Genomic DNA, 20,628 nt, shown 5'->3' with positions numbered 1-20,628 from the left:
TCAGGCACCCGCCCTGCCGGTCCTCGGACCGGCAGGTTTCTTTCCGGCCGCGCCCATAGCGGTGCCGGTCCTGACGTCCCCTACCCCGCTCAGAAAAGCCTCCGAGTCCGCAAAGCCGGCTGGAACCAAGGTCAGTAGCGCACCCTCCCGGAGCGGCGGCGCGAACAGGAACCCCTGCACCAGATCACAGCCCATCCGGGCCAGACAGGCCAGTTGCTCGGCCTGCTCGACGCCCTCGGCCACGGTCGCGAACCCGAAGTGACGGGCCATGTCGATGACCGTGCCGGTGAGTTTCTGGTCCTGGTGGTTGCAGTGCAGCTCCCGGATGAACGCACGATCCACCTTCAGCACGGATACCGGCAACTGCTTGAGATAGGCCAGCGACGAGTGGCCCGTGCCGAAATCGTCGATGGCGATGTGGAAACCGGCACCGGTCAGGGTGTCCAGCTGGGTCATCGCCAGGGCCATGTCCTGCATCAGGCCGGTTTCGGTCACCTCCAGCTCCAGATGTTCGGGGGAAATTCCGCTGGCGCCGACGACATCGATCAACCAGCGGGCGAAATCCGGCTGCATCAGCTGCACCGGCGCGACGTTGACCGCCAGGGTGAAATCGTCGGGAACCGCTTGCTCCCGGCGCCAGCGAGCCAGGGCCGAGAGCGCTTCAAGGACCACCCAGCGGCCGATGCTCAGGATCTCGCCACTGGCCTCGGCGATGGGCACGAACTCCCCCGGGGAAACCCGGCCGTACGCCGGGCTTTCCCAGCGCAGCAGCGCCTCGGCGCCAACAATGTCCCCGGTGGCCAGGGCCACCTTGGGCTGGTACGCCAGATGTAACTCTCCCCGATCGGCGGCGCCGGACAAGGCTTCCCGGAGCCCCGTGCGACGCTGCAGGGCGTGCTCCAGCGATTCGTCATACCCCTGCCAAGCCCCCGCTCCGGACGGCAGAGCCAGGGCGGCAAAACGCACCAGCTGTTCCGCCGTCCGTCCGGGCAGGGTGGCGCTGGCACCGACCCGGGCGGTCAGGCGCAACTGCATCTGGTCCACTTCAAATGGCGCCTCGAAACACGACAGCAGACACTCGGCGATCGGCGCCACCGCCTGTTCCTCGGCGACGCAATCGGAGAGCATCACCCAATCCGTGCTGTTCCAGACACCGAGCAGCTGTCCAGAGGCCCGGACCCGGTCCCGCAGCCGGCGGGCCACCACACCGACCAGCTGATCGGCGGTGGCAAACCCGTGCACCCTGGCCACCTCCTCGATACCGTCCAGGGCGACGAACAGGACCGCGGCGCTGCGCCCCTGATCGATGCGGTCGCGGATTTCGTCCAGGACCGCATGCCGGTTTGGCAGCCCGGTCAGGGGGTCCTGGCGCGCCCGCAACGCCAGCTCCCGGGTACGTTCCGCCACCAGCGTCTCCAGCAACCGGGCCCGCTCCGCCCGTTCCTGCATCAGCCGCTGCAGATGCAGGGTGTTGTTGATCCGCTGCAGCACCTCCAGATGGTCGAACGGCTTGGTCAGGAAGTCGCGCGCGCCCAGCGTCAGTGCCCGGTAGCGGGTATCGTTGTCGATCTGCGCCGTCAGCACGATCACTGCGGGCAGCGAGTCGCCATGGTGCTGCCGCAGCTGCTCCATCACTTCGAATCCGTTCATGTGCGGCATGCGCACGTCCAGCAGAATCAGGTCCGGGGGCCGGCGGCGCACCCGGTGGCCGACGTCCCGGGGATCGGTCAGGCCATCGACGCGGGCATAGCCCTCGTCTTCCAGCAGGGCGATCAGCAGCTCGACATTGGCGACGTTGTCGTCCACCACCAGAATATCCGCTTCGACAAAGCAGGGGGACGAACGCCTCATCGGTGGGCTCCTTCTTCCAGAATGCGATTGACCTGGCCGACGAACGCCAGCAGGTCGAACGGCTTGGTCAGATAGTCCACGAACCCGGCTTCCCGGGCACGGCGAATGTTGCCGGACGACGCCGCGGCCGAAATCGCCAGCACCGGCACCCCTGCCGTCAGCGGATTGCGGGCCAGCAGCTCCTGGGCCTGGAAACCGTTCATATCCGGCAGGTCGATGTCCATGAGAATCAGATCCGGGACCTCGGAACAGGCCAGCTCGATGCCCAGCGCGGCGGAGTTGGCACAGGTCAGCTGGGCATGGTCGATCTCCTCGAACAGCTCCTGCATCAGGCGCTGGTTGGCCGGGTTGTCCTCGATGTACAGCACCCGATGCCGGGTGGCGAGCGACACGGTCTCGGGCCGCTCGGCCTCGGCTTCCGCCCCGGCCTCGTCCGACACCGCCTGATGGCTCAGCGGCAGCTCGAACCAGAACGCACTGCCCTCGCCTTCCCGGCTGTCGACGCCCAGGCGCCCTTGCATCAGGGTCACCAGCTTGAGGGTCAGGGCCAGGCCCACTCCGGTTCCCTCGACACTGCCGGATTCCGCCCCCAGCCGGTTGAATGGCTGGAACAGCTCGTCCAGCCGATGGGCGGGAATACCGATGCCGGTGTCCCGCACGCAGATCCGGAAGGCATCCGCCACCACTTGGCCCTCCAGGCTCACCGAGCCGCCCGGGCGGTTATACTTGATGGCGTTGCTGAGCAGGTTGATCAGCACCTGCTTGACCCGGGTGTAGTCACCCACCAGGTGCACCTCGCCTTGGGCACGGATCGGCAGGTTCACCGTGATGCCCTGTTGCTGCGCCAGGGGCAATACGATCTCAATGGCGTCCTGGACCACATCCTGGGCCCGGATGGCTTCCATGGACAACTGCAGATTGCCCGACTCGATGCGGGCGAGATCCAGTACCTCGTTGATCAGGCTGAGCAGGTGCCGGCCGCTGCGAATGATCTGTTCCACCTGGTTGTGCTGGCGCGTCGGCAAGGGCTGCCGGCTGTTGCGCAGCAGCTGGGCAAAACCGAGGATGGCGTTCAGCGGCGTACGCAGTTCATGGCTCATGGAGGACAGGAACTCGGTCTTGGCCTGGTTTGCGGCCTCCGCCTGTTCCTTCGCTTCCCGCAGCTCCTCGGTGAAGCGCTGCTGCTTGCTCAGCTGGCGATACAGGTTGATCAGCAGCGCACAGGTCGAGGTGAAGGGCTTGAGCCAGTCCACCAGCCCCTCATCGTAGGCCCGGGGCGCATTGGCGATGGCGTACATGCCGATGACCTCACCACGGTCGGTGATCGGCACCCCCAGGAACCGTTTCAGTTCGGGGTGGCCGGACGGCAGTCCGCCGCCGCTGTGTTCCCCCGGCATGTCGTTGCTGAGCACCGTCTCGCCGCCGGCAAATACCCGCCCCAGCAGGCCCTCCGGGTTGCTCAGCATCATATCGCCCCGTACCAGCCGCTCCATCAGATAGCGGGATTCGTCGCTCCAGGACAGGTCGGTAATGGCGTGAACCTTGAGGGCGGGCTGACCGTCCTGCCGCACCACCTCTCCGATCAGGGCATAGTCGCTGCCGGTAAGGCGGCACAGCGCTTCCTTGAGGAAGGCCCACAGGGTGTTGCCGGAAAGCAGCGCGTGGTAGTCCGTCAACCCCCGGTGCAGTACCTCCAGCAGCGCCCGTTCCTTCTGCTCCCGTTCCCGGGCGGCATGGACATCGCGCAGGTCCGACAGAATACCGATGAACTGGCGGCTCTCGTGGTCGTCGGCGCCGGCACCATGCTCCACCTCGCTGACCGCCAGATGCACAGGAATGCTGTGGCCGTCCCGGTGCAAGGCTTCCACTTCTCGCCCCTTCCCGATCACCTTGGCCTCACCCGTGCGCTGGTAGGCCTGCACGTAGCGATCATGGGAGTCACCCCAGCGGGACGGCATCAGCATTTTTACGTTCTGACCCAGCAGTTCGTCCTGCCGGTAGCCCAGCATCCGGCAGGCAAACGGGTTGACCTCCAGGATGCAGCCGTGGCCATTGATACGGACGATCCCCGCCGCCGCGCCCTCGGTGATGGCCCGGTAGCGCGCGCTGACGGCGGAGGTCTGGTCAACCTGAAACGACAACTTGCGGCTGCGGTGGTGCAGGCGCAGCAGCAGCTCGGCCTGACGCGCCAGCCCCTGCAATACACTCAGCTCCCGCTGCCCCAGGGCGCGCGGGGTCCGGTCGATGACGCAGAGGGTTCCCAGGGCAAAACCGTCGTCTGAAAACAGCGGCGCGCCGGCGTAAAAACGGATGAAGGGCTCGCCCGTCACCAGGGCATTGTCCGCAAAGCGGTCATCGCGGGTGGCGTCCTCCACCACCAGCAGAGCCCGGTCGTATACCGCGTACGCGCAGAACGACACGTCCCGGGGCGTTTCCCGGACCGGCAGCCCGTACGCCGACTTGAACCACTGACGCTCACGGTCCACCAGGGAAACCAGGGCAATGGGCGCATCCAGAAGCTGGGCGGTAAGACAAGTCAGGTCGTCGAAGGCAGGGTCCTGGGGGGTATCGAGGATACAGAGGTCATGCAGGGCGGCAAGACGCAATTCTTCATGGTCGGGGATTGGCGGGGGTGACATGGTACATCCTATGCGAGGGACCTACGCCAACCCACGGAGGGTGCTCGAATGAATTGGCCTCCAGCCACAAGATTGACAGAGAAACGGAGCCCGATCCACCCCCATTAGACAAAAGATATGACACCAGGGGCGACAGAAAAGCGGCACCGCCCCTGGTGCCCACTGAATCGGATGGCTAGGACTCGGGAAATGCCGTCCAGCCATCCATCCAAGTAACTGAACTGACGGGATTTATAGCGCCAACAAAGTGAGCGGACTCATCAAAGAACTCGCTCTGGGGGGGGCGCTTCGCGTGCATCTGTTTCAACTGCAAACGGGGCATGAAGGTGGGCCGGACCACATCCCGGGCCCCCGGAAACAGTGCCGTATCGACCCGAAATACGTTGTTGTTGGCCGCCCGCTCCATCCATGCCTGCTCGTCGAAGCCAAAATCATCATCGTCCTCGCCCTGCTCCCGGGCCACCCGGCCCAGGTGCCCCAGGTTGGCCAGCAGATTGTTGCTGAAGGTGAGATAACCGCGATTCACCATCGACAGGGCTTCATCCCGGACATCCAGCGCCTCGATCGCATAGCTGTCGATGATCATGTTGTGAAAATGGGCGCCCGAGCCCTCGCGCACCACGATGCCCCGGTGCTTCTTGGGACTGTTGCCGGCCCCCACCAGCGTCACGTTGTAGAAGGTGGGCTCGGAGCGGGGCTGGGCCTCGTGGTCCCGGCCGTTGTTGTCCCCCTCGAACGCGTTGTCGCCCGCATCCGGATGCTGTTGCACCACCGCGAACTGGACGTTGCCGTTCCAGCCCCAGTCCCAGTCAATGCTGTCGTCGCCGGCGCCGGAAACCACGATGTTCTTCAGGTCCACATTGCCACCGAAAATCTCAATGCCGTCGTCCAGGGCACGATGCACCTGCACATTGCGAACGATGGTGTGCTTGCCGCAGCCCCCCAGCGTCAGGCCGTTGAGTTCGTTGTCCTTGTACACCTCGAAACCGGCAAACTCGATGCGCGCATATTCGATCACGCCGCAGGAATCGTTGACATCCGAACCGCCAAAACCGCCCCGGGTTTCCCCCTCGGGCAACCCCTCGATCGACGCATTGGGCTCATTGACCGGCGCCCGGCCCAGCAATACCACCCCACCCCAGTCGCCACGGGCTCGGGCGCCTTCTGGCTTGGCACTGGTGAACACCACCGGGCTGTCCGCCCGCCCCCGGACAAACAGCTTGGCATCGGCCGTGACCACCAGCGCCGAGCCACTCTCACCCTCGACCACCACGCCGGGCTCGATGGTCAGGCTGGCATTTTCCACGTAGATGGTTTTCTCCAGGATATAGCGCGACCCGGACGACCAAGTGGTATCGGCAGTGATATCGGCATCCACCCGTACCGCCCGATTCTCGAAGGCCGTGAAGCCGGCCGCCAGCGCACACACCGCCATCACCGGCAGCAGTATGACCCGGTTGCGCCAGAGCCAGCTTCCGCGCTTAGGCGCCTGCGGCGCCGACGACGCCAGCCGGGAGGTTACCTCCCGGGCCATCAGCGGCTCGCCACTGTCGACCTCCCGGATCTCCCGGGCCAGCGCCTTCAGCTCCGGCGTCCCGGCGCTCTCGACGCGCCGCAGCACGTCGGCCCGGTAGTTCGGCTCCCGTAGAAGGGTGTTGAGGTGAACGAATTCGACACCGGGGCAGGCGCCCTTGTCGATCCGGCGCTTGAGACGCCACAGCTTTTCGACCAGAAGGGAAGAATCTCCAGACATGGACAACGACTCTCCATATGGAATGAAGGCCCAAGCCTAGGGATTCCAGGTGACCGTTTGATGACCCAGACGGACGCCACCGGCTCACGCCGGCGGGACATCTCCCGGTGCCGGCGCGCGCCGCAGCCAGCCCAGGACCATCAGGATGGCCAGGATCGACAGAGCGTACACCGTATCCATACCCAGCATGCACAGCACCAGCGCACACAACAGCGTGGCCAGCAGCGCCATTCCCCGCCAGCCGCCTCTGAGCAGGACCACGCCGGACAGCATGCTGAGCAGATAGATCAGGACAAACACACCGTTGGCATAGCGTATCAGCGACGCCATCGACGTGGCCTGCCACCAGGCCACCAGAGTGGCCAGCGCACACGCCGCCACCACCCACGTCAGTGCCGTGGCGGGCACCCCCTGGCCGTTGCGCGCCGCCAAAGCCGACGGCAGCTTGCCCTCATCCGCGAGGCTCCAGATCAACCGGGCAAACCCCTGCAGGTAGATGTTGATGGACGCGAAACACGCCAGGTAGCCGACCAGAGCCGCGAGCCAAAGCCATCCGTCGCCCCACAGGCTCGCCACCAGCGTCGGCAGGGAGGCGCCGTTGGCCCGCTCGTCGCCAAACACGCCAAAGTGCACCACCGCCACTGCGCACGCCCAGTACACCAGCCCCGCCAGCAGCACCCCAAGCAGCAGCGCCAACGGGAAGTCCCGCTCCGGCCGGCGAAACTCCTCGCCCAGGTGTGTGAACGCCTCAAGACCGACAAAACACCAGAACATTACCGCCAGGGCGGGCGGAATCAGCCCCCAGTCCACGACCTCAGGGGCCGGTACCCCGCGGGGCCCGGACACCAGGCCACCGCGCCACCAGATGGCCGCCACCGTCAGCAGAATCATCAGGGCAATCACCATCTGCACCCGCCCGGACGCCCTCGCCGGACGCTGCCCGAGCCACAGCATCAACCCCAGGGTACCCAGCTGGATCGCCAGCTCCTGGACGTCCGAAAGCGGATAGAGGGCATGCCAGAAGCCGCTGGTCATCCTCAGGGCCGCCGGCAACCCAACGCCAATGACCGACAGGAACAGGAACGCCACGGCCTGTTCCATGGGGGCGCCGAACGCACGCCCGACCAGGCTGGGTGCCCCCCCGGCATGGGGGAACCGGCGGCCGAGCTGGGCAAAGGTAAGGGCGACCGGCAGCACCAGCAGCGTCAGCAGCGGCCAGGCCCACAGCGACGACGGACCGGCGATGCCGGCGGCGGTGGCCGGAACGATGAAAATCCCGGTGCCAAGCAGCGAGGTGCTCAACAGGCCAACTCCCTGCCACAAGCCCAGGTCCTGGTTCAGACGACTCATGCTCGTGATCCATGGAAAAGACGGAGGAAATCCCGGCCGCCCCCGGAACGGGTCGCCGGCGTATGGGTTTGGAATACCGGCTGATATAGTATGCGGTCGGCGCGCCGGAGGGAGCTGTCGAAGCGCCGGCAATCGCCGTCGGATCGTCGGAAATCGCCGGCATTCCGCCGGCGCCGGAAGACCGCATCCGTTCGCGCCACGAACGCAAGGAGACACCACATTGGACAAATTCGACCAGCAGATCCTCGCACTGCTGCGAAGCGATGCCCGGTTGCCGGTAACCCGCATCGCCCAGGCGGTCAATCTGTCACGCACCGCCGTCAGCGAGCGAATTCGCCTACTTGAGCACAAGGGCATCATCCAGGGCTACCATGCCGCCGTCGCCAGCCCGGACCCGCCCGGCGTGCGGGCCTACCTGGAACTGTTCTACAACGACAGCCGGTGCGACATGTATGTGGACCGCATCCGCGCCTTCCCGGAGGTCAAGCGCTGCTGTGGCATCAGCGGGGAAACCGACATGCTGATCTACCTCGAAGCGGCCAGCATGGAACGCCTGATCGAGATCCGCGCCGCTATCGAGGCCTTTCCCCGCATGCAGCGGGTCAAGACCCACATTGTCATGAAGGAATGGACGATGTGAGACTTCGTTCAGGCGCCGGCCGGGGCGATCCGGAATTCGTGCACATCCTGGCGGGCATTGAGGGTCTCCGCCAGCCGCGAGGTACCGGTTGAGTCGTCGGTAAGCGAGGACATCCAATGGGATTCGTAAACGGTCACCAGCATCAACAGGCTGGAGGCGGTACACACCAGGGCGTGGGTACGAAAGCCTGCGGGCCGGCCCCGGTATGAACGCTCATACCCGACAATCGCTCCCGCCACCAGTGCCACGACCAGCCGCAGCAACATGTCCAGATTGTCTTCCGCCATAAACCAACCCTCCGATGGTTCAGGCCGGCCGCCACAACCGGCACAGCCTCACATGTGGGGAGAAATAGCTTAGCCCACTAACGAAGAGCTTGCATGTGACCGGCCATCCCCCTTGGCATGGCACCGCCAGAGGCACACAATCGGGAGCTCCCATACCCACAAGGAGACCACGGAATGAACACCCTGCCCCAGCTGACGGATGCCCTGCTGAGCCTGGAGGAGCGCGTCGCGGTATTGACTCTGAACCGCCATGACGTGCGTAATGCCCTGACCGGTACCCGCCTGGTCGACGACATTGTGACCACGGCGGAGTGGGTCAACCGATGCCCGGACGTCTCGGTTCTGGTCATTACCGGCGCCGGCTCCGCCTTCAGCGCCGGAGGCAACATCCGGGACATGGCGGAGCGCGGCGGCGATTTCGCCGGCACGCCGGCCGAGTGCGCCGAGCGTTACCGCCGGGGCATCCAGCGCATGCCCCTGGCAATGGAAGCCGTGGACGTGCCGGTGATTGCCGCCGTCAACGGCCCGGCCATCGGCGCCGGCTTCGACTTGGCGAACATGGCGGACATCCGCTTGGCGGCCGAATCGGCCCGGTTCGGGGAAACGTTCCTGAATCTGGGCATCATCCCCGGCGACGGCGGAGCCTGGTTCATGCAACGGCTGATCGGCTACCAACAGGCCTTCGAACTGACCCTGACCGGGCGGCTGGTGGAAGCGGAAGAGGCCAAAGCATTGGGCCTTGTGCTGGACGTGGTTCCGGATGACGACCTGATGACCTCGACCCTCACCCTGGCCCGGCGCATGGCGGCGCAGCCGCCGAAGGCCACCCGCCTCACCAAGCGACTGATGAAAATGGCCCAGCGGATGGCGCTGAAGGACTTTCTCGAGCTGTGCGCCTGCTTCCAGGGTATGAGCCACAACGAACCGGAGCACCTGGAGGCGGTCCAGAACATGCTGGCCAGCATGGGCAAGGGTTAACGGCGAACTCAGTCCAGGCCGGACAGCTCGCCGGTCACGTCAATCCGCCCCCGGGACAGACGAACCTGCCCCCGCCGCTCCAGTTCCTTCAACAGCCGGCTGACAACCTCCCGGGCTGTACCCAACTCAATCGCCAGCTCCTGATGGGTGATGGCGATGGTTCCCTGGGCGGCCCTGGCGGCCAGCCATTCCGCCAGCCGCTCATCCATGCGGCGGAAGGCCACCTCCTCCACCAGCAGCATCAAGTCGTCCAGGCGACGACCGTAGGATTCCATGATCCCCAGACGGAACTCCGGGGACTGTTCCAGCAGCCGGTCGAACAGGCCTCGGGGGATCATGGCGGCCTCGGCCTCTTCCTCCACCACCGCCTCGGCCCGGTAGCCCCGTCCAGTCATCAGGCAACCAATGGACAGGGTGCAGATGTCGTCCGCCCCCATCCGGTACAGCACGATGCTGTGGCCCGACACGCCGGTCATCTGCACCTTCACGCTACCGGACAGCACCAGCGGCAGACCATGGCAGCGCTCGCCGGCGGTAAACAGCACCTGGCCAGCCGGGAAGGTCATGAACTGGATACGCTCGAGGGCCTGGCTCCGAAGGGGCTCAGGCAGGGTTTGCAGGATGCTGTGACGAGCCATGAAAACAGCCTTGTCGATACGAAATGCCTTGCTCTGTGACTTTATCACCGACGCCAGCGGGAAGCGCACGCTAAGGTGTCCCCAACGTTCCCGCTCAGCTAAGGAGAAGAGCCATGACCGTCAACATGGGTTCCGCCGACCGCATGATCCGCGCCATCGTCGGCGTGGTACTGATTGCCCTGGTGTTCGTGGGCCCGCAGACCCCTTGGGGGTGGATCGGGATTATCCCCCTGGCCACGGCCCTGGTGGGCAATTGCCCGGCCTACAGCCTGTTGGGCATCAAGACCTGCAAGAAGAAATAAGTCATCCAAAAAGCCGAAGCGGGCACGTACCCCTTCGGCTTTGTTCCTGCCATTTACCGGGTGGGCGTGTTGAGCACGTCCAGCACCTCTTCCAGCTCGGTGATCATTTGCCGGATGAGCTGCTTGTACTGGGAGGTGTCTTCCTTCACTTCCTGGCTGCTCAGCTTCTGCTTTGCGCCACCGATGGTGTAGCCCTGATCATAGAGCAGGCTGCGGATCTGACGGATGGTGATCACGTCCGCCCGCTGATAGTAGCGACGGTTGCCCCGGCGCTTGACGGGGGAAAGCTGCGGGAACTCCTGCTCCCAGTACCGGAGCACATGCGCCTTGACGTTGCACAGCTCCGCCACCTCACCGATGGTGAAGTAGCGCTTCCCGGGAATCGCCGGGAGCTCGTTGTTATGACTGGGTTCCAGCATACGCTTCCACTTTCTGTTTCAGTTTTTGTCCTGGTCGAAACGTAACCACACGCCGGGCACTGATGGGGATCTCTTCACCGGTCTTCGGGTTCCGTCCCGGCCGTTGTTTCTTGTCCCGCAGGTCAAAGTTGCCGAAACCGGACAACTTGACCTGCTCGTTGTGGCTGAGTGCGCCTCTGATCTCATCGAAGAAAGCTTCCACCATTTCCTTGGCCTCGCGCTTGTTCAGCCCCAACTCCTCATACAAGCGCTCCGCCATGTCCGCTTTCGTCAAAGCCGCCATCTGTCAACTCCTCAGTGTTGCCCCCAACTCGTCTCTCAAGGCGTCAATCACACCGTTGAAGAGCGAATGCACTTCGTCTTCGTTCAACGTGCGCTCGGGATGCTGCCAGAACAGGCTGAGTGCCAGGCTTCGGTTACCTTCGCCCAGGCTTTCGCCTTCATAGACATCGAACACACGCAACGCCGTGAGGTATTCGCCGGCGTGCTTTCTGGCCACACGCTCGACATCGGCGAATGCCACCTCGCTCCCGATAATGATAGCCAAATCCCGACGAACTTCCGGGAATTTTGAAATTTCTTTGAAATTAGGCACATATCCAGAAACGATTGAATCCAAGAATAGCTCAAACATCAGGATCGTGCCATTAAGTTCAAGATTTTTCTGCACTTGTGGGTGCAGCGTGCCTAGCCACCCCACCGACTCCCCGTCGCGGACCAGTTCGGCGGTCTGTCCCGGGTGCAGGGCTGGGTGGTGGCCGGGCAGGAACCGCACCTCGATCCCCAGCAACCGGAACAGTCCCTCCAGCTCTCCCTTGACGTCGAAGAAGTCGGCGCCCCGGCGGCCGTTGGCCCAGTTTTCCGGATACTGACTACCCACCACCACGCCGGCCAGCATGGGCCGCTGTTCGATGCGCTCACCCCGCTGGCGGAACCGCAGACCGGTCTCGAACAGGCGGATGCGGGGCTGCTGCCGGTTCTGGTTGTAGGCCACGGTTTTCAGCAGGCCCGTCCACAAGGTGGTGCGCATGACCGACAGGTCCGAGGAAATCGGGTTCGCCAGGGCAATGCCCTCCTCACCGGGATCGACCAGCGCCTGCACCTTGGGATCCACGAAGCTGTAGGTAATGGCTTCCTGGTACCCCCGGTTCACGAAATAATTGCGGATCGCCGACACCGGACGCCGGCCTTCTTCGCGGGGCCGAAAGCCAAGGGAGCCGAAGGGTTCGGTGACGGGCAGATTGTTGTACCCGTAGATGCGCCCGACTTCCTCGATCAGGTCCTCCTCGATGGCAAGGTCGGGCCGGTAACTCGGCACGCTGACGCGCCAGCCGTCCCTCAGCAGTTTCTCGATGTGCAGCCCCAAGCGGGTCAGGATCTCTTCCACCTTGGTGCGGTGGATCGCCATACCCAGAACATCCGCCAACCGCTGTTCGCGCAGGTCGATGGTCCTGTCCTCGGGCAGATGGTCGTCGCTGGCCACCTCGACGATCTCTCCAGGCTCCCCGCCGACGATGTCCATCAGCAGCTGGGTCGCCCGCTCCATTGCCTCCCGCGCCAGCCGGTAATCCACGCCGCGCTCGAAACGATGGGACGCATCGGTGTGCAGGCCATAGTGCCGTGCCTTGCCGGCCAGGGTGATGGGGTCGAAGTAGGCCGACTCCAGCACCAAGTCCCGGGTCTTTTCACTGACTCCGGAGTGCTCGCCGCCCATGATGCCGGCGATGGCGATCGGCTTTTCGTGATCGGCGATGATCAGCGTGTCGGCGGTCAGCTCAACGTTCTGGCCATCGAGCAGAACCAGCGTCTCGCCGGCTTCGGCCATACGTACCACGATACCACCACGGATCTCGTCCCGGTCGAACGCATGCATGGGTTGGCCCAGTTCCAGCATGACATAGTTGGTCACATCGACCGCGGCATCGATGGAGCGGATCCCGGAGCGCCGCAGCCGCTCCTTCATCCACAAGGGGGTCTCGGCCTGAAGGTTCACGTTACGCAGGATACGGCCGAGGTAGCGGGGGCAGCCTTTCGGGGCTTCAACCCGGATATCCGGCACTTCCGAATGCACCGCCGCCACCGGTTCAATCTCCGGCGCCGCCACCGGCAGACTGTTGAGCACGCCCACTTCCCGGGCCAGGCCCTTGATGGAAAGGCAATCGGCGCGGTTGGGGGTCAGGTCGACATCGATGGCGATGTCGTTGAGTTTCAGGTAGTCCACCAGGTCCCGGCCAACGGGGGCGTCCTCCGGCAGCTCCATAAGACCGTCATGGTTGTCGGACAGCCCCAGTTCGGATTCGGAGCAGAGCATGCCCTCGGATGGTTGCCCGCGCAGCTTGGCCTTCTTAATCTTGAAATCCCCGGGCAGCACCGCCCCTACCACCGCGAACGGCACCTTCAGGCCGGCCCGAACGTTCGGCGCGCCACAGACCACTTGCACGGTCCGGGTGCCATCACTGACCTGACACACCCGCAGTTTATCGGCGTCCGGATGCGGCTCGGCGGACAGCACCTCGCCAACAACGACACCGGTGAATTCGCCAGCCACCGGTTCAAAACCGTCCACTTCCAGACCGGCCATGGTGATCTGGTCCATCAGTTCCTGGGAACCAATGCCCGGGTTAACCCACTCTCGCAGCCACTGTTCACTGAATTTCATGATGTTTGCCTTGTCCTGATGCAGTATTCGCGGTTGATCGGATTGCTTCGTCGTGCGCCGGGTACCGGAATTACCGGAACTGCCTCAAGAAGCGCAAATCGTTCTCGAAGAACATCCGCAGGTCCTTAACGCCGTAGCGCAACATGGCCAGGCGCTCCGCACCCAGGCCAAAGGCGAATCCCCGGTACTCCTCGGGATCGATACCGCAATACTCGAACACTTTCGGGTGCACCATGCCGCACCCCATGATCTCCAGCCAGCGGATGCTGCCGTCCGGCTCACGCCCCCACTCGATGTCCACCTCGGCGGAGGGCTCGGTGAACGGGAAATAGGAGGGACGGAAACGCACTTTCAGATCCCGCTCGAAAAACACCCGCAGGAACGCTTCGATGGTGCTCTTGAGATCGGCGAAGCTGACATTCCGATCCACCAGAAGCCCCTCGACCTGATGGAACATCGGGGTATGGGTCATGTCGGAATCACAGCGGTACACCCGCCCCGGACAGATCATGCGGAACGGGGGTTTGCCGGCCTCCATGGTTCGGATCTGGACCGGAGAGGTGTGGGTCCGCAGCAGCGTACCCGGGTTGAAGTAAAACGTATCATGCATGGCCCGGGCCGGGTGGTGCCCCGGAATATTGAGGGCCTCGAAGTTGTGGTAGTCATCCTCGATTTCCGGCCCCTGCTCCACGGTGTATCCCGCCTGGGCAAAGATTTCCTCGATCCGCTGCAGGGTCCGGGTCACCGGGTGCAGCCCCCCCAGGTCCTGGCCCCGCCCGGGCAGTGTCACATCGATGGTCTCACTGGCCAGTTTCGCCTCGATGGCGGCCGTTTCCAGCTCCACCCGGCGGGCGTTGATCGCCCGTTCCACCTGCCCCTTGGCTTCATTGATTTTCTGGCCGGCGGCAGGACGTTCTTCGGGAGACAGCTTGCCCAGGGTCTTGGCCTGCTGGGTGATAACGCCTTTCTTGCCGAGATACTCCACACGAATTTGATCAAGTGCTTGCAGGCTGTCCGCCGCCGCCACGGCCCTCAGCCCGTCCTGAACCAGTTGTTCCAGGTTTTCCATTGACCCTGCTCCAAACCAGAAATGGGGTAGGTTAAAACAAAAATAGGGGAAGAGCGTGCCCTTCCCCTATCAGGAGGCGCCACCATGATGCCATGGGACGCCGGATCGATCAGCAATCGATGAGAGATCTTAAGCGATCACAGGGCCGCTTTGGCTTTCTCAACAACAGCGGCAAACGCCTGCTGCTCGTTCATGGCCAGGTCGGCCAGAACCTTGCGATCGATTTCAACATTCGCCTTCTTCAGGCCAGCGATCAGACGGCTGTAGGACAGACCGTTGGCGCGGGCGCCGGCGTTGATCCGGGAAATCCACAGGGCGCGGAAGGCGCGTTTGCGGTTGCGACGGTCACGGTAGGCATACTGCTGAGCCTTGATGACCGCCTGTTTGGCAACCCGGAACACACGGCTGCGGGCACCGTAGTAACCCTTGGCCTGCTTCAGAATCTTCTTGTGACGACGACGTGCGACCACGCCACGTTTTACACGAGCCATAGTTCAATCCTTCCTAACCAGTGAATCTTAACTTGCGATCATACGCTTGATGGATGCCACGTCGGCCTTGGCGATCAGCTTGGTACCACGGAGCTGACGCTTACGCTTCGGGCTCTTCTTGGTCAAGATGTGGCTGGTGAAGGACTGCTTGTGCTTGAAGCCATTGGCGGTTTTCTTAAACCGCTTGGTGGCTCCGCTCTTGCTTTTCATCTTCGGCATTTTTAAAACTCCGCATTCTATTTTAAAAAACACATGTGTCCCTGAACGACAAATCCCCCGCCAGCGCGGGGGACCCGTCATTGGATCAGGTTCACTTCTTCTTGCGGGGCGCCACCACCATGGTCATCTGGCGGCCTTCCATTTTCGGCCGCTGTTCGACCTGGCCCAGCTCGGCCACGTCTTCCTCGATCCGCTGCATGAGCTTCATACCAAGTTCCTGGTGTGCCATCTCACGCCCGCGGAACCGGATCGTGATCTTGCCGCGGTCCCCGTTCTCAAGGAAACGTACCAGGTTGCGTAGTTTGACCTGGTAATCCCCTTCCTCCGTTCCTGGTCGGAACTTCAGCTCTTTGACCTGGGTCTGTTTCTGCTTTTTCTTCGCAGCGGCCCGGGCCTTTTTCTCTTCGAAGATCTTCTTGCCGTAGTCCATTATCTTACAGACGACCGGATCGGAATCCGTAACCTGAACCAGGTCAAGAGACGCTTCTTCTGCCAGCCTGAGGGCTTCCTCAATGGGAACAATACCCACCTGATTGCCTTCGGCGTCAATCAGGCGGACTTCAGTTGCGTCAATATTCTCATTGATGGGCGCACGCGGTGTACGCCCACTCCGATTCGCTCGCTGTTTAATAATCAGATCTCCGTTTAGATTCTACCCTTGCGCTCGACGTCGTCAGCCAGCAGCTTCTCGAATTCGTCGACCGACATGGTTCCCAGATCCTCCCCCTTTCGGGTCCGGATCGCGACGGCGTTGTTTTCGACTTCTTTGTCGCCAACCACCGCCAAATAAGGAACCTTGTTCAAAGTATGCTCGCGGATTTTAAAGCCGATCTTCTCGTTTCTCAAGTCGGCATGCACGCGATAGCCCAAAGAATCCCATTTTTGTGCCAGTTCCTGACAATAATCACGCTGGTTGTCCGTGATATTCAGGATCGCCACCTGGGTCGGCGCCAGCCAGGTCGGGAACGCCCCTTCGTATTCCTCGATCAGGATACCGATGAAGCGCTCGAACGAACCCAGAACGGCCCGGTGCAGCATAACCGGCGTCTTGCGCTCGGAGTTGTCGGCCACGTACTGAGCCCCCAGCCGGCCCGGCATGGAGAAATCCACCTGAATGGTACCGCACTGCCAGACCCGGCCGATGCAGTCCTTCAGGGAGAACTCGATCTTGGGACCATAGAACGCACCCTCACCCGGCAGCAGCTCCCAGTCCACCCCCGCCCGGTTGAGGGCTTCTTCCAGTGCGGCTTCGGCCTTGTCCCAGACCTCGTCGGAGCCAACCCGCTTCTCCGGACGGGTGGACAGTTTGTACAGGATCTCGCTGAAACCGAAATCGGCGTACACCTCGTGCAGCAGCTTGATGAAGGCGGACACTTCTTCCTGAATGGCATCTTCCTCGCAGAAGATGTGCGCGTCATCCTGGGTGAAGCCTCGCACCCGCATCAGGCCATGCAACGCGCCGGACGCCTCGTTCCGGTGGCAGGAGCCGAACTCGGCCAGACGCAGCGGCAGGTCCTTGTAGCTCTTCAGCCCCTGGTTGAACACTTGCACATGGCACGGGCAGTTCATGGGCTTGATGGCGTAGTCGTGTTTCTCGGACTCGGTGGTAAACATGTCGTCCTTGAACTTGTCCCAGTGCCCGGATTTTTCCCAAAGCGTACGGGACACCACCTGCGGCGTCTTGATTTCCTGATAACCGTGCTTGCGCAGCTTGTCGCGCATGTACTGCTCAATCTGTTGGTACAGGGTCCAGCCGGCCGGGTGCCAGAACACCATGCCCGGCGCCTCTTCCTGCATGTGGAACAGATCCAGCTTCTTGCCAATCTTGCGGTGATCGCGCTTCTCAGCCTCCGCCAGGCGGTTCAGATACGCCTTGAGGTCCTTCTTGTTGCCCCAAGCGGTTCCGTACACCCGCTGCAATTGTTCGTTGCCAGTGTCACCCCGCCAGTAGGCACCCGCCACCTTGGTCAGTTTGAACGCCTTCAGCTTGCCGGTGGACGGCACATGCGGGCCACGGCACAGGTCGATGAAGTCCCCCTGGCGGTAGAACGACAGGTCTTCATCGCCGGGAATGTCCTGAATGATGCGAACCTTGTACTCCTCGCCCATATCCTCGAAGAGCTTGATGGCCTCTTCCCGGGACATCACCGAGCGGCTGACCGGAATGTCCTGCTTCGCCAGCTCTTCCATACGCTTTTCGATGCGTGCGAGATCGTCGTTGGTGAACGGCCGGTCGTACTTGAAGTCGTAATAGAAACCGTTTTCGATGACCGGGCCAATAGTCACCTGGGCACTGGGAAACAGCTCCTTGACGGCCATAGCCAGCAAGTGCGCGGTGGAGTGCCGGATGATGTCGACACCTTCCTCGTCCCGGTCCGTGATAATGGCCAGCTCGGCGTCTTCCTCAATGACATGGCTGGTGTCCACCAGCTTGCCGTTCACTTTACCAGCCAGAGCCGCTTTGGCCAGGCCTGCGCCGATGTCGGCCGCCACGTCGTGGACGGTTACGGGTTCGGAAAAACTGCGATGACTGCCATCCGGCAGGGTAATGACGGGCATAAAAAGACTCCTTCTGGTTACTCAGCGGTGATCTATACCAAAGATCACTTGCGTCAGGCTCACCGCGACACAAACCGCGGGCCGTAACGCTCCGGAGTCTAACAGAAAAAACCCCGGCAGGTTAATGCCGGGGTTATACGGACTCGCAGGCGCGGGTCGCGCTAGGCGGGAACCTCCGCGGCCTCCTCGCGCGCCTTGCGCCTGAGCTGGCCAAAGGCCACCAGACCGAGCAGGATCAGCGCGGGGATAAACATCAGCTCCTTGGGCGGCCGGTCCTTCTCGATCTGAACCTTGTCGATGGTCCAGCCAAAGCTGATGCCCGCCTTTTCAGCAAGGCTGCCGAAGTTCACGAAATCCACCACCAGCTGGTCTCCCTGGGGCGATACTTCCAGACCCGCCTCGGCCAGACGCTGCTGGGGCGTTTCCCCCGCCGGCAGCGGCAGATGCAGATACTTGGAGACATCGCGGCCATCCAGGGCCATGCCGGATGCACGGATGATGATCGCCTCGCCTGCCGGAATGTCATCCACATGCTGGAACAACTCCGAGCCCGGACGGTCCTCGGTGGGGGGATACACCATGTCCCACCAGAACCCCGGCCGGAACAGCGTGAAGGTGATCAGCAGTAGCAGCACCGTCTCCCACCAGCGGGTTTTGGTGAACCAGAATCCCTGGGTGGCGGCGGAGAACACCAGCATCGCCGTGACTGCGCTGAAGATGGTCACCAGCAGATCGAACCAGCCGGTCAGGCCGATCAGCAGCAGCTGGGTATTGAAGATGAACATGAACGGCAGGATCGCTGTCCGGATATCGTAGGTAAAACCCTGGATACCCGTGCGGATCGGGTCGCCTCCGGAGATGGCCGCCGCGGCGTAGGCCGCCAGCCCCACCGGTGGTGTGTCGTCCGCCAGAATGCCGAAATAGAACACGAACAGGTGTACCGCGATCAGCGGTACCAGCAGGCCGTTTTCAGCCCCCAGGGTCACGATCACCGGCGCCATCAGCGTCGAGACCACGATGTAGTTGGCCGTGGTCGGCAACCCCATGCCCAGAATCAGGCTGATCACCGCCGTGAAGATCAACATCAGCAGCAGATTGCCACCGGAGATGAACTCCACGAACTGGGTCATGACCAGACCGATGCCGGTGAGGGTCACGGTTCCCACCACGATGCCCGCCGTGGCGGTGGCCACGCCGATACCGATCATGTTACGGGCACCGGTGACCAGGGAATGCGCCAGATCGACCCAGCCCTGGCGGAAGCCGGCGAACAGTTCGCCCTGGTTGCGGAAGAATGCTTTCAGGGGGCGCTGGGTGATGATGATGAAAACCATGAACACCGTCGCCCAGAACGCGGACAGCTGCGGCGAGAAACGTTCAACCGTCAGGCACCAAACCAGTACTACCACCGGCAGCAGATAGTACAGGCCGGTCTTGATGGTGGGGCCCGCCAGCGGCAGCGAGTCCATGGCCTTCTCGGGGTCGTCCTCCTCCAAGTCCGGGAAGCGGCAGGCATAGCCGACCAACCCGATGTACACCAGCACCAGCAACGGCGCCAGGACCCAGATGGCGGCGGCGCCGAGCCAGCCCTTTACCCAGCCGATGCCGTAATAGACCACGAAAGTCAGCACACAGAGACCGATCAGGATCACCACCCAATTCAGCAGGCGCTGGGCCAGGGTCGGCCGATCCAGCCGTTCGATGCCCTTCATGTTGAGCTTGCAGGCTTCCAGGTGGACGATGTAGATCAGCGCCACATAGGAAATCAGCGCCGGCAGGATGGCGTGCTTGATCACCTCAATGTAGGAAATGCCCACATACTCCACCATCAGGAAGGCCGCCGCGCCCATGATGGGCGGCGTCAGCTGGCCATTGGTGGAAGCCGCAACCTCGACCGCACCGGCCTTGGTGGCCGGGAATCCGACCCGCTTCATCAGCGGGATGGTAAAGGTACCGGTGGTCACCACGTTGGCGATGGAAGAGCCGGAAATCACACCGCTCAAGCCACTGGACACCACTGCGGCCTTGGCCGGGCCACCCCGCAGGTGCCCCAGCAGCGCGTAGGCCACCTGAATGAAGTAGTTGCCAGCACCGGCACGTTCAAGCAACGCGCCGAACAACACGAACAGGAACACGAAACTGGTGGAAACTCCCAGCGCGACACCGAACACCCCTTCGGTACCAAGCCACTGGTGAGACGCCAGCTTGCTGAGGCTGGCCCCCTTGTGGGAAATCACATCCGGCATGTAGGGGCCGGCCAGGGAATAGATGATGAACACGCCCGCGACGATGGTCAGCGGCAGACCGAGCGCCCGGCGCGTGGCTTCCAGCAGCAGGATCAGGCCGCCCAGGGCGACGATCATGTCCTGGGTATTCGGCGCCCCAGGTCGGGAGGCCAGCTGCTCATAGAAAAAGTACAGGTACGAGGCGGCAAACGCAGCCGCCAGGGCCAGAACCCAATCGTATATCGGCACATGGTTCTGGTGTTTTCCCCGGATCATGGGAAACGCGGCAAAAGCCAGAAAACAGGCGAATGCCAAATGGATCGATCGGGCCTCGGTCGAATTGAACAGGCCGATGTCGAACAGATAAGGCAGCGGTGACGCTATCCACAGCTGAAAAAGGGACCACAACAGAGGAACAAGGAACAGGACAACCGCGGCGGGGCCGGTCGCGGCCCGCCCGCCAGACTCGGTCTGGAGGAATTCCTCAACTTTCTGCTTATCGATGGCATCCCCGGCTCTCGGGTCGCTATTCGTCATAGCTGGATCCTG

At 62.8% G+C, this 20,628-nt stretch carries 18 protein-coding genes; 3 read left to right on the top strand and 15 right to left on the bottom strand.

What is annotated here, in order from left to right; translation table 11 throughout:
* From BTO32_RS08955 to yjeH, 4 genes are all read right to left on the bottom strand, one after another.
* A complete protein-coding gene (locus BTO32_RS08955; RefSeq protein WP_076724293.1) occupies window positions 1-1,851 on the bottom strand; it encodes a putative bifunctional diguanylate cyclase/phosphodiesterase in 1,851 nt (616 codons plus the stop codon).
* On the bottom strand, window positions 1,848-4,490 hold the full coding sequence (locus BTO32_RS08950; protein WP_076724292.1) for a GAF domain-containing protein: 2,643 nt from the start codon (window positions 4,488-4,490) through the stop codon (window positions 1,848-1,850). The genes BTO32_RS08955 and BTO32_RS08950 overlap by 4 nt, the downstream gene beginning before the upstream one ends.
* A 175-nt stretch (window positions 4,491-4,665) precedes the next feature.
* Entirely contained in the window at window positions 4,666-6,243 is a 1,578-nt protein-coding gene (locus BTO32_RS08945) for a hypothetical protein (RefSeq protein ID WP_076724291.1), read from the bottom strand.
* Between the two features lie 84 nt (window positions 6,244-6,327).
* Window positions 6,328-7,593, bottom strand: a complete 1,266-nt coding sequence (gene yjeH, locus BTO32_RS08940) for an L-methionine/branched-chain amino acid transporter (RefSeq protein ID WP_076724290.1) — start codon at window positions 7,591-7,593, stop codon at window positions 6,328-6,330.
* 220 nt (window positions 7,594-7,813) lie between these two features.
* On the opposite strand from yjeH, the gene BTO32_RS08935 reads away from it, so the two are divergent.
* The gene (locus BTO32_RS08935) at window positions 7,814-8,233 is read left to right on the top strand and encodes an Lrp/AsnC family transcriptional regulator (RefSeq protein ID WP_076724289.1); all 420 of its coding nucleotides are present in this window, start codon (window positions 7,814-7,816) and stop codon (window positions 8,231-8,233) included.
* An 8-nt stretch (window positions 8,234-8,241) separates the two neighbouring features.
* Here BTO32_RS08935 and BTO32_RS17580 read toward each other — a convergent pair whose 3' ends face one another.
* A complete protein-coding gene (locus BTO32_RS17580) occupies window positions 8,242-8,520 on the bottom strand; it encodes an MgtC/SapB family protein (RefSeq protein ID WP_084206822.1) in 279 nt (92 codons plus the stop codon).
* Between the two features lie 174 nt (window positions 8,521-8,694).
* On the opposite strand from BTO32_RS17580, the gene BTO32_RS08925 reads away from it, so the two are divergent.
* Window positions 8,695-9,498 (top strand): enoyl-CoA hydratase-related protein, encoded by an 804-nt coding sequence (locus tag BTO32_RS08925; protein ID WP_076724288.1) that lies wholly within the window; start codon window positions 8,695-8,697, stop codon window positions 9,496-9,498.
* Window positions 9,499-9,506: 8 nt separating this feature from the next.
* On the opposite strand, the gene BTO32_RS08920 is transcribed toward BTO32_RS08925, so the two are convergent.
* Entirely contained in the window at window positions 9,507-10,136 is a 630-nt protein-coding gene (locus BTO32_RS08920; RefSeq protein ID WP_076724287.1) for a Crp/Fnr family transcriptional regulator, read from the bottom strand.
* Between the two features lie 113 nt (window positions 10,137-10,249).
* Here BTO32_RS08920 and BTO32_RS08915 point away from each other — a divergent pair, with 113 nt between their 5' ends.
* Complete coding sequence (locus tag BTO32_RS08915; protein ID WP_076724286.1) at window positions 10,250-10,438, top strand: YgaP family membrane protein; 189 nt, start codon at window positions 10,250-10,252, stop codon at window positions 10,436-10,438.
* 53 nt (window positions 10,439-10,491) lie between these two features.
* Here BTO32_RS08915 and BTO32_RS08910 read toward each other — a convergent pair whose 3' ends face one another.
* The 9 genes from BTO32_RS08910 to BTO32_RS08870 all read right to left on the bottom strand — a co-directional run bounded on the left by BTO32_RS08910 (window position 10,492) and on the right by BTO32_RS08870 (window position 20,616).
* Complete coding sequence (locus BTO32_RS08910; protein ID WP_076724285.1) at window positions 10,492-10,857, bottom strand: MerR family transcriptional regulator; 366 nt, start codon at window positions 10,855-10,857, stop codon at window positions 10,492-10,494.
* Entirely contained in the window at window positions 10,838-11,140 is a 303-nt protein-coding gene (ihfA, locus tag BTO32_RS08905) for an integration host factor subunit alpha (RefSeq protein WP_011785529.1), read from the bottom strand. Before ihfA ends, BTO32_RS08910 begins: the two co-directional genes overlap by 20 nt.
* 3 nt (window positions 11,141-11,143) lie before the next feature.
* Window positions 11,144-13,516, bottom strand: a complete 2,373-nt coding sequence (gene pheT / locus BTO32_RS08900) for a phenylalanine--tRNA ligase subunit beta (RefSeq protein ID WP_076724284.1) — start codon at window positions 13,514-13,516, stop codon at window positions 11,144-11,146.
* A gap of 70 nt (window positions 13,517-13,586) precedes the next feature.
* On the bottom strand, window positions 13,587-14,585 hold the full coding sequence (gene pheS, locus BTO32_RS08895; RefSeq protein WP_076724283.1) for a phenylalanine--tRNA ligase subunit alpha: 999 nt from the start codon (window positions 14,583-14,585) through the stop codon (window positions 13,587-13,589).
* Between the two features lie 137 nt (window positions 14,586-14,722).
* Complete coding sequence (rplT, locus tag BTO32_RS08890) at window positions 14,723-15,076, bottom strand: 50S ribosomal protein L20 (protein ID WP_076724282.1); 354 nt, start codon at window positions 15,074-15,076, stop codon at window positions 14,723-14,725.
* A 27-nt stretch (window positions 15,077-15,103) separates the two neighbouring features.
* A complete protein-coding gene (gene rpmI / locus BTO32_RS08885; protein WP_076724281.1) occupies window positions 15,104-15,295 on the bottom strand; it encodes a 50S ribosomal protein L35 in 192 nt (63 codons plus the stop codon).
* A 91-nt stretch (window positions 15,296-15,386) separates the two neighbouring features.
* Window positions 15,387-15,932: a translation initiation factor IF-3 gene (gene infC / locus BTO32_RS08880; RefSeq protein ID WP_076724280.1), complete on the bottom strand. Its 546-nt coding sequence runs from the start codon at window positions 15,930-15,932 to the stop codon at window positions 15,387-15,389.
* Between the two features lie 8 nt (window positions 15,933-15,940).
* Window positions 15,941-17,854, bottom strand: coding sequence for a threonine--tRNA ligase (thrS, locus tag BTO32_RS08875; protein ID WP_076724279.1), 1,914 nt, complete (start codon window positions 17,852-17,854; stop codon window positions 15,941-15,943).
* 161 nt (window positions 17,855-18,015) lie between these two features.
* Window positions 18,016-20,616 carry a TRAP transporter permease gene (locus BTO32_RS08870; protein WP_076724278.1) on the bottom strand — a complete coding sequence of 867 codons (2,601 nt, stop codon included), beginning with the start codon at window positions 20,614-20,616 and terminating at the stop codon, window positions 18,016-18,018.
* Window positions 20,617-20,628 lie beyond the last annotated feature (12 nt).

Origin of the sequence: Marinobacter lutaoensis, assembly GCF_001981305.1 — a bacterium.
GTDB lineage: Bacteria > Pseudomonadota > Gammaproteobacteria > Pseudomonadales > Oleiphilaceae > Marinobacter > Marinobacter lutaoensis.
The sequence above is the reverse complement of the archived record's forward strand: the minus strand, read 5'-3'. Positions and strand labels throughout refer to the sequence as shown.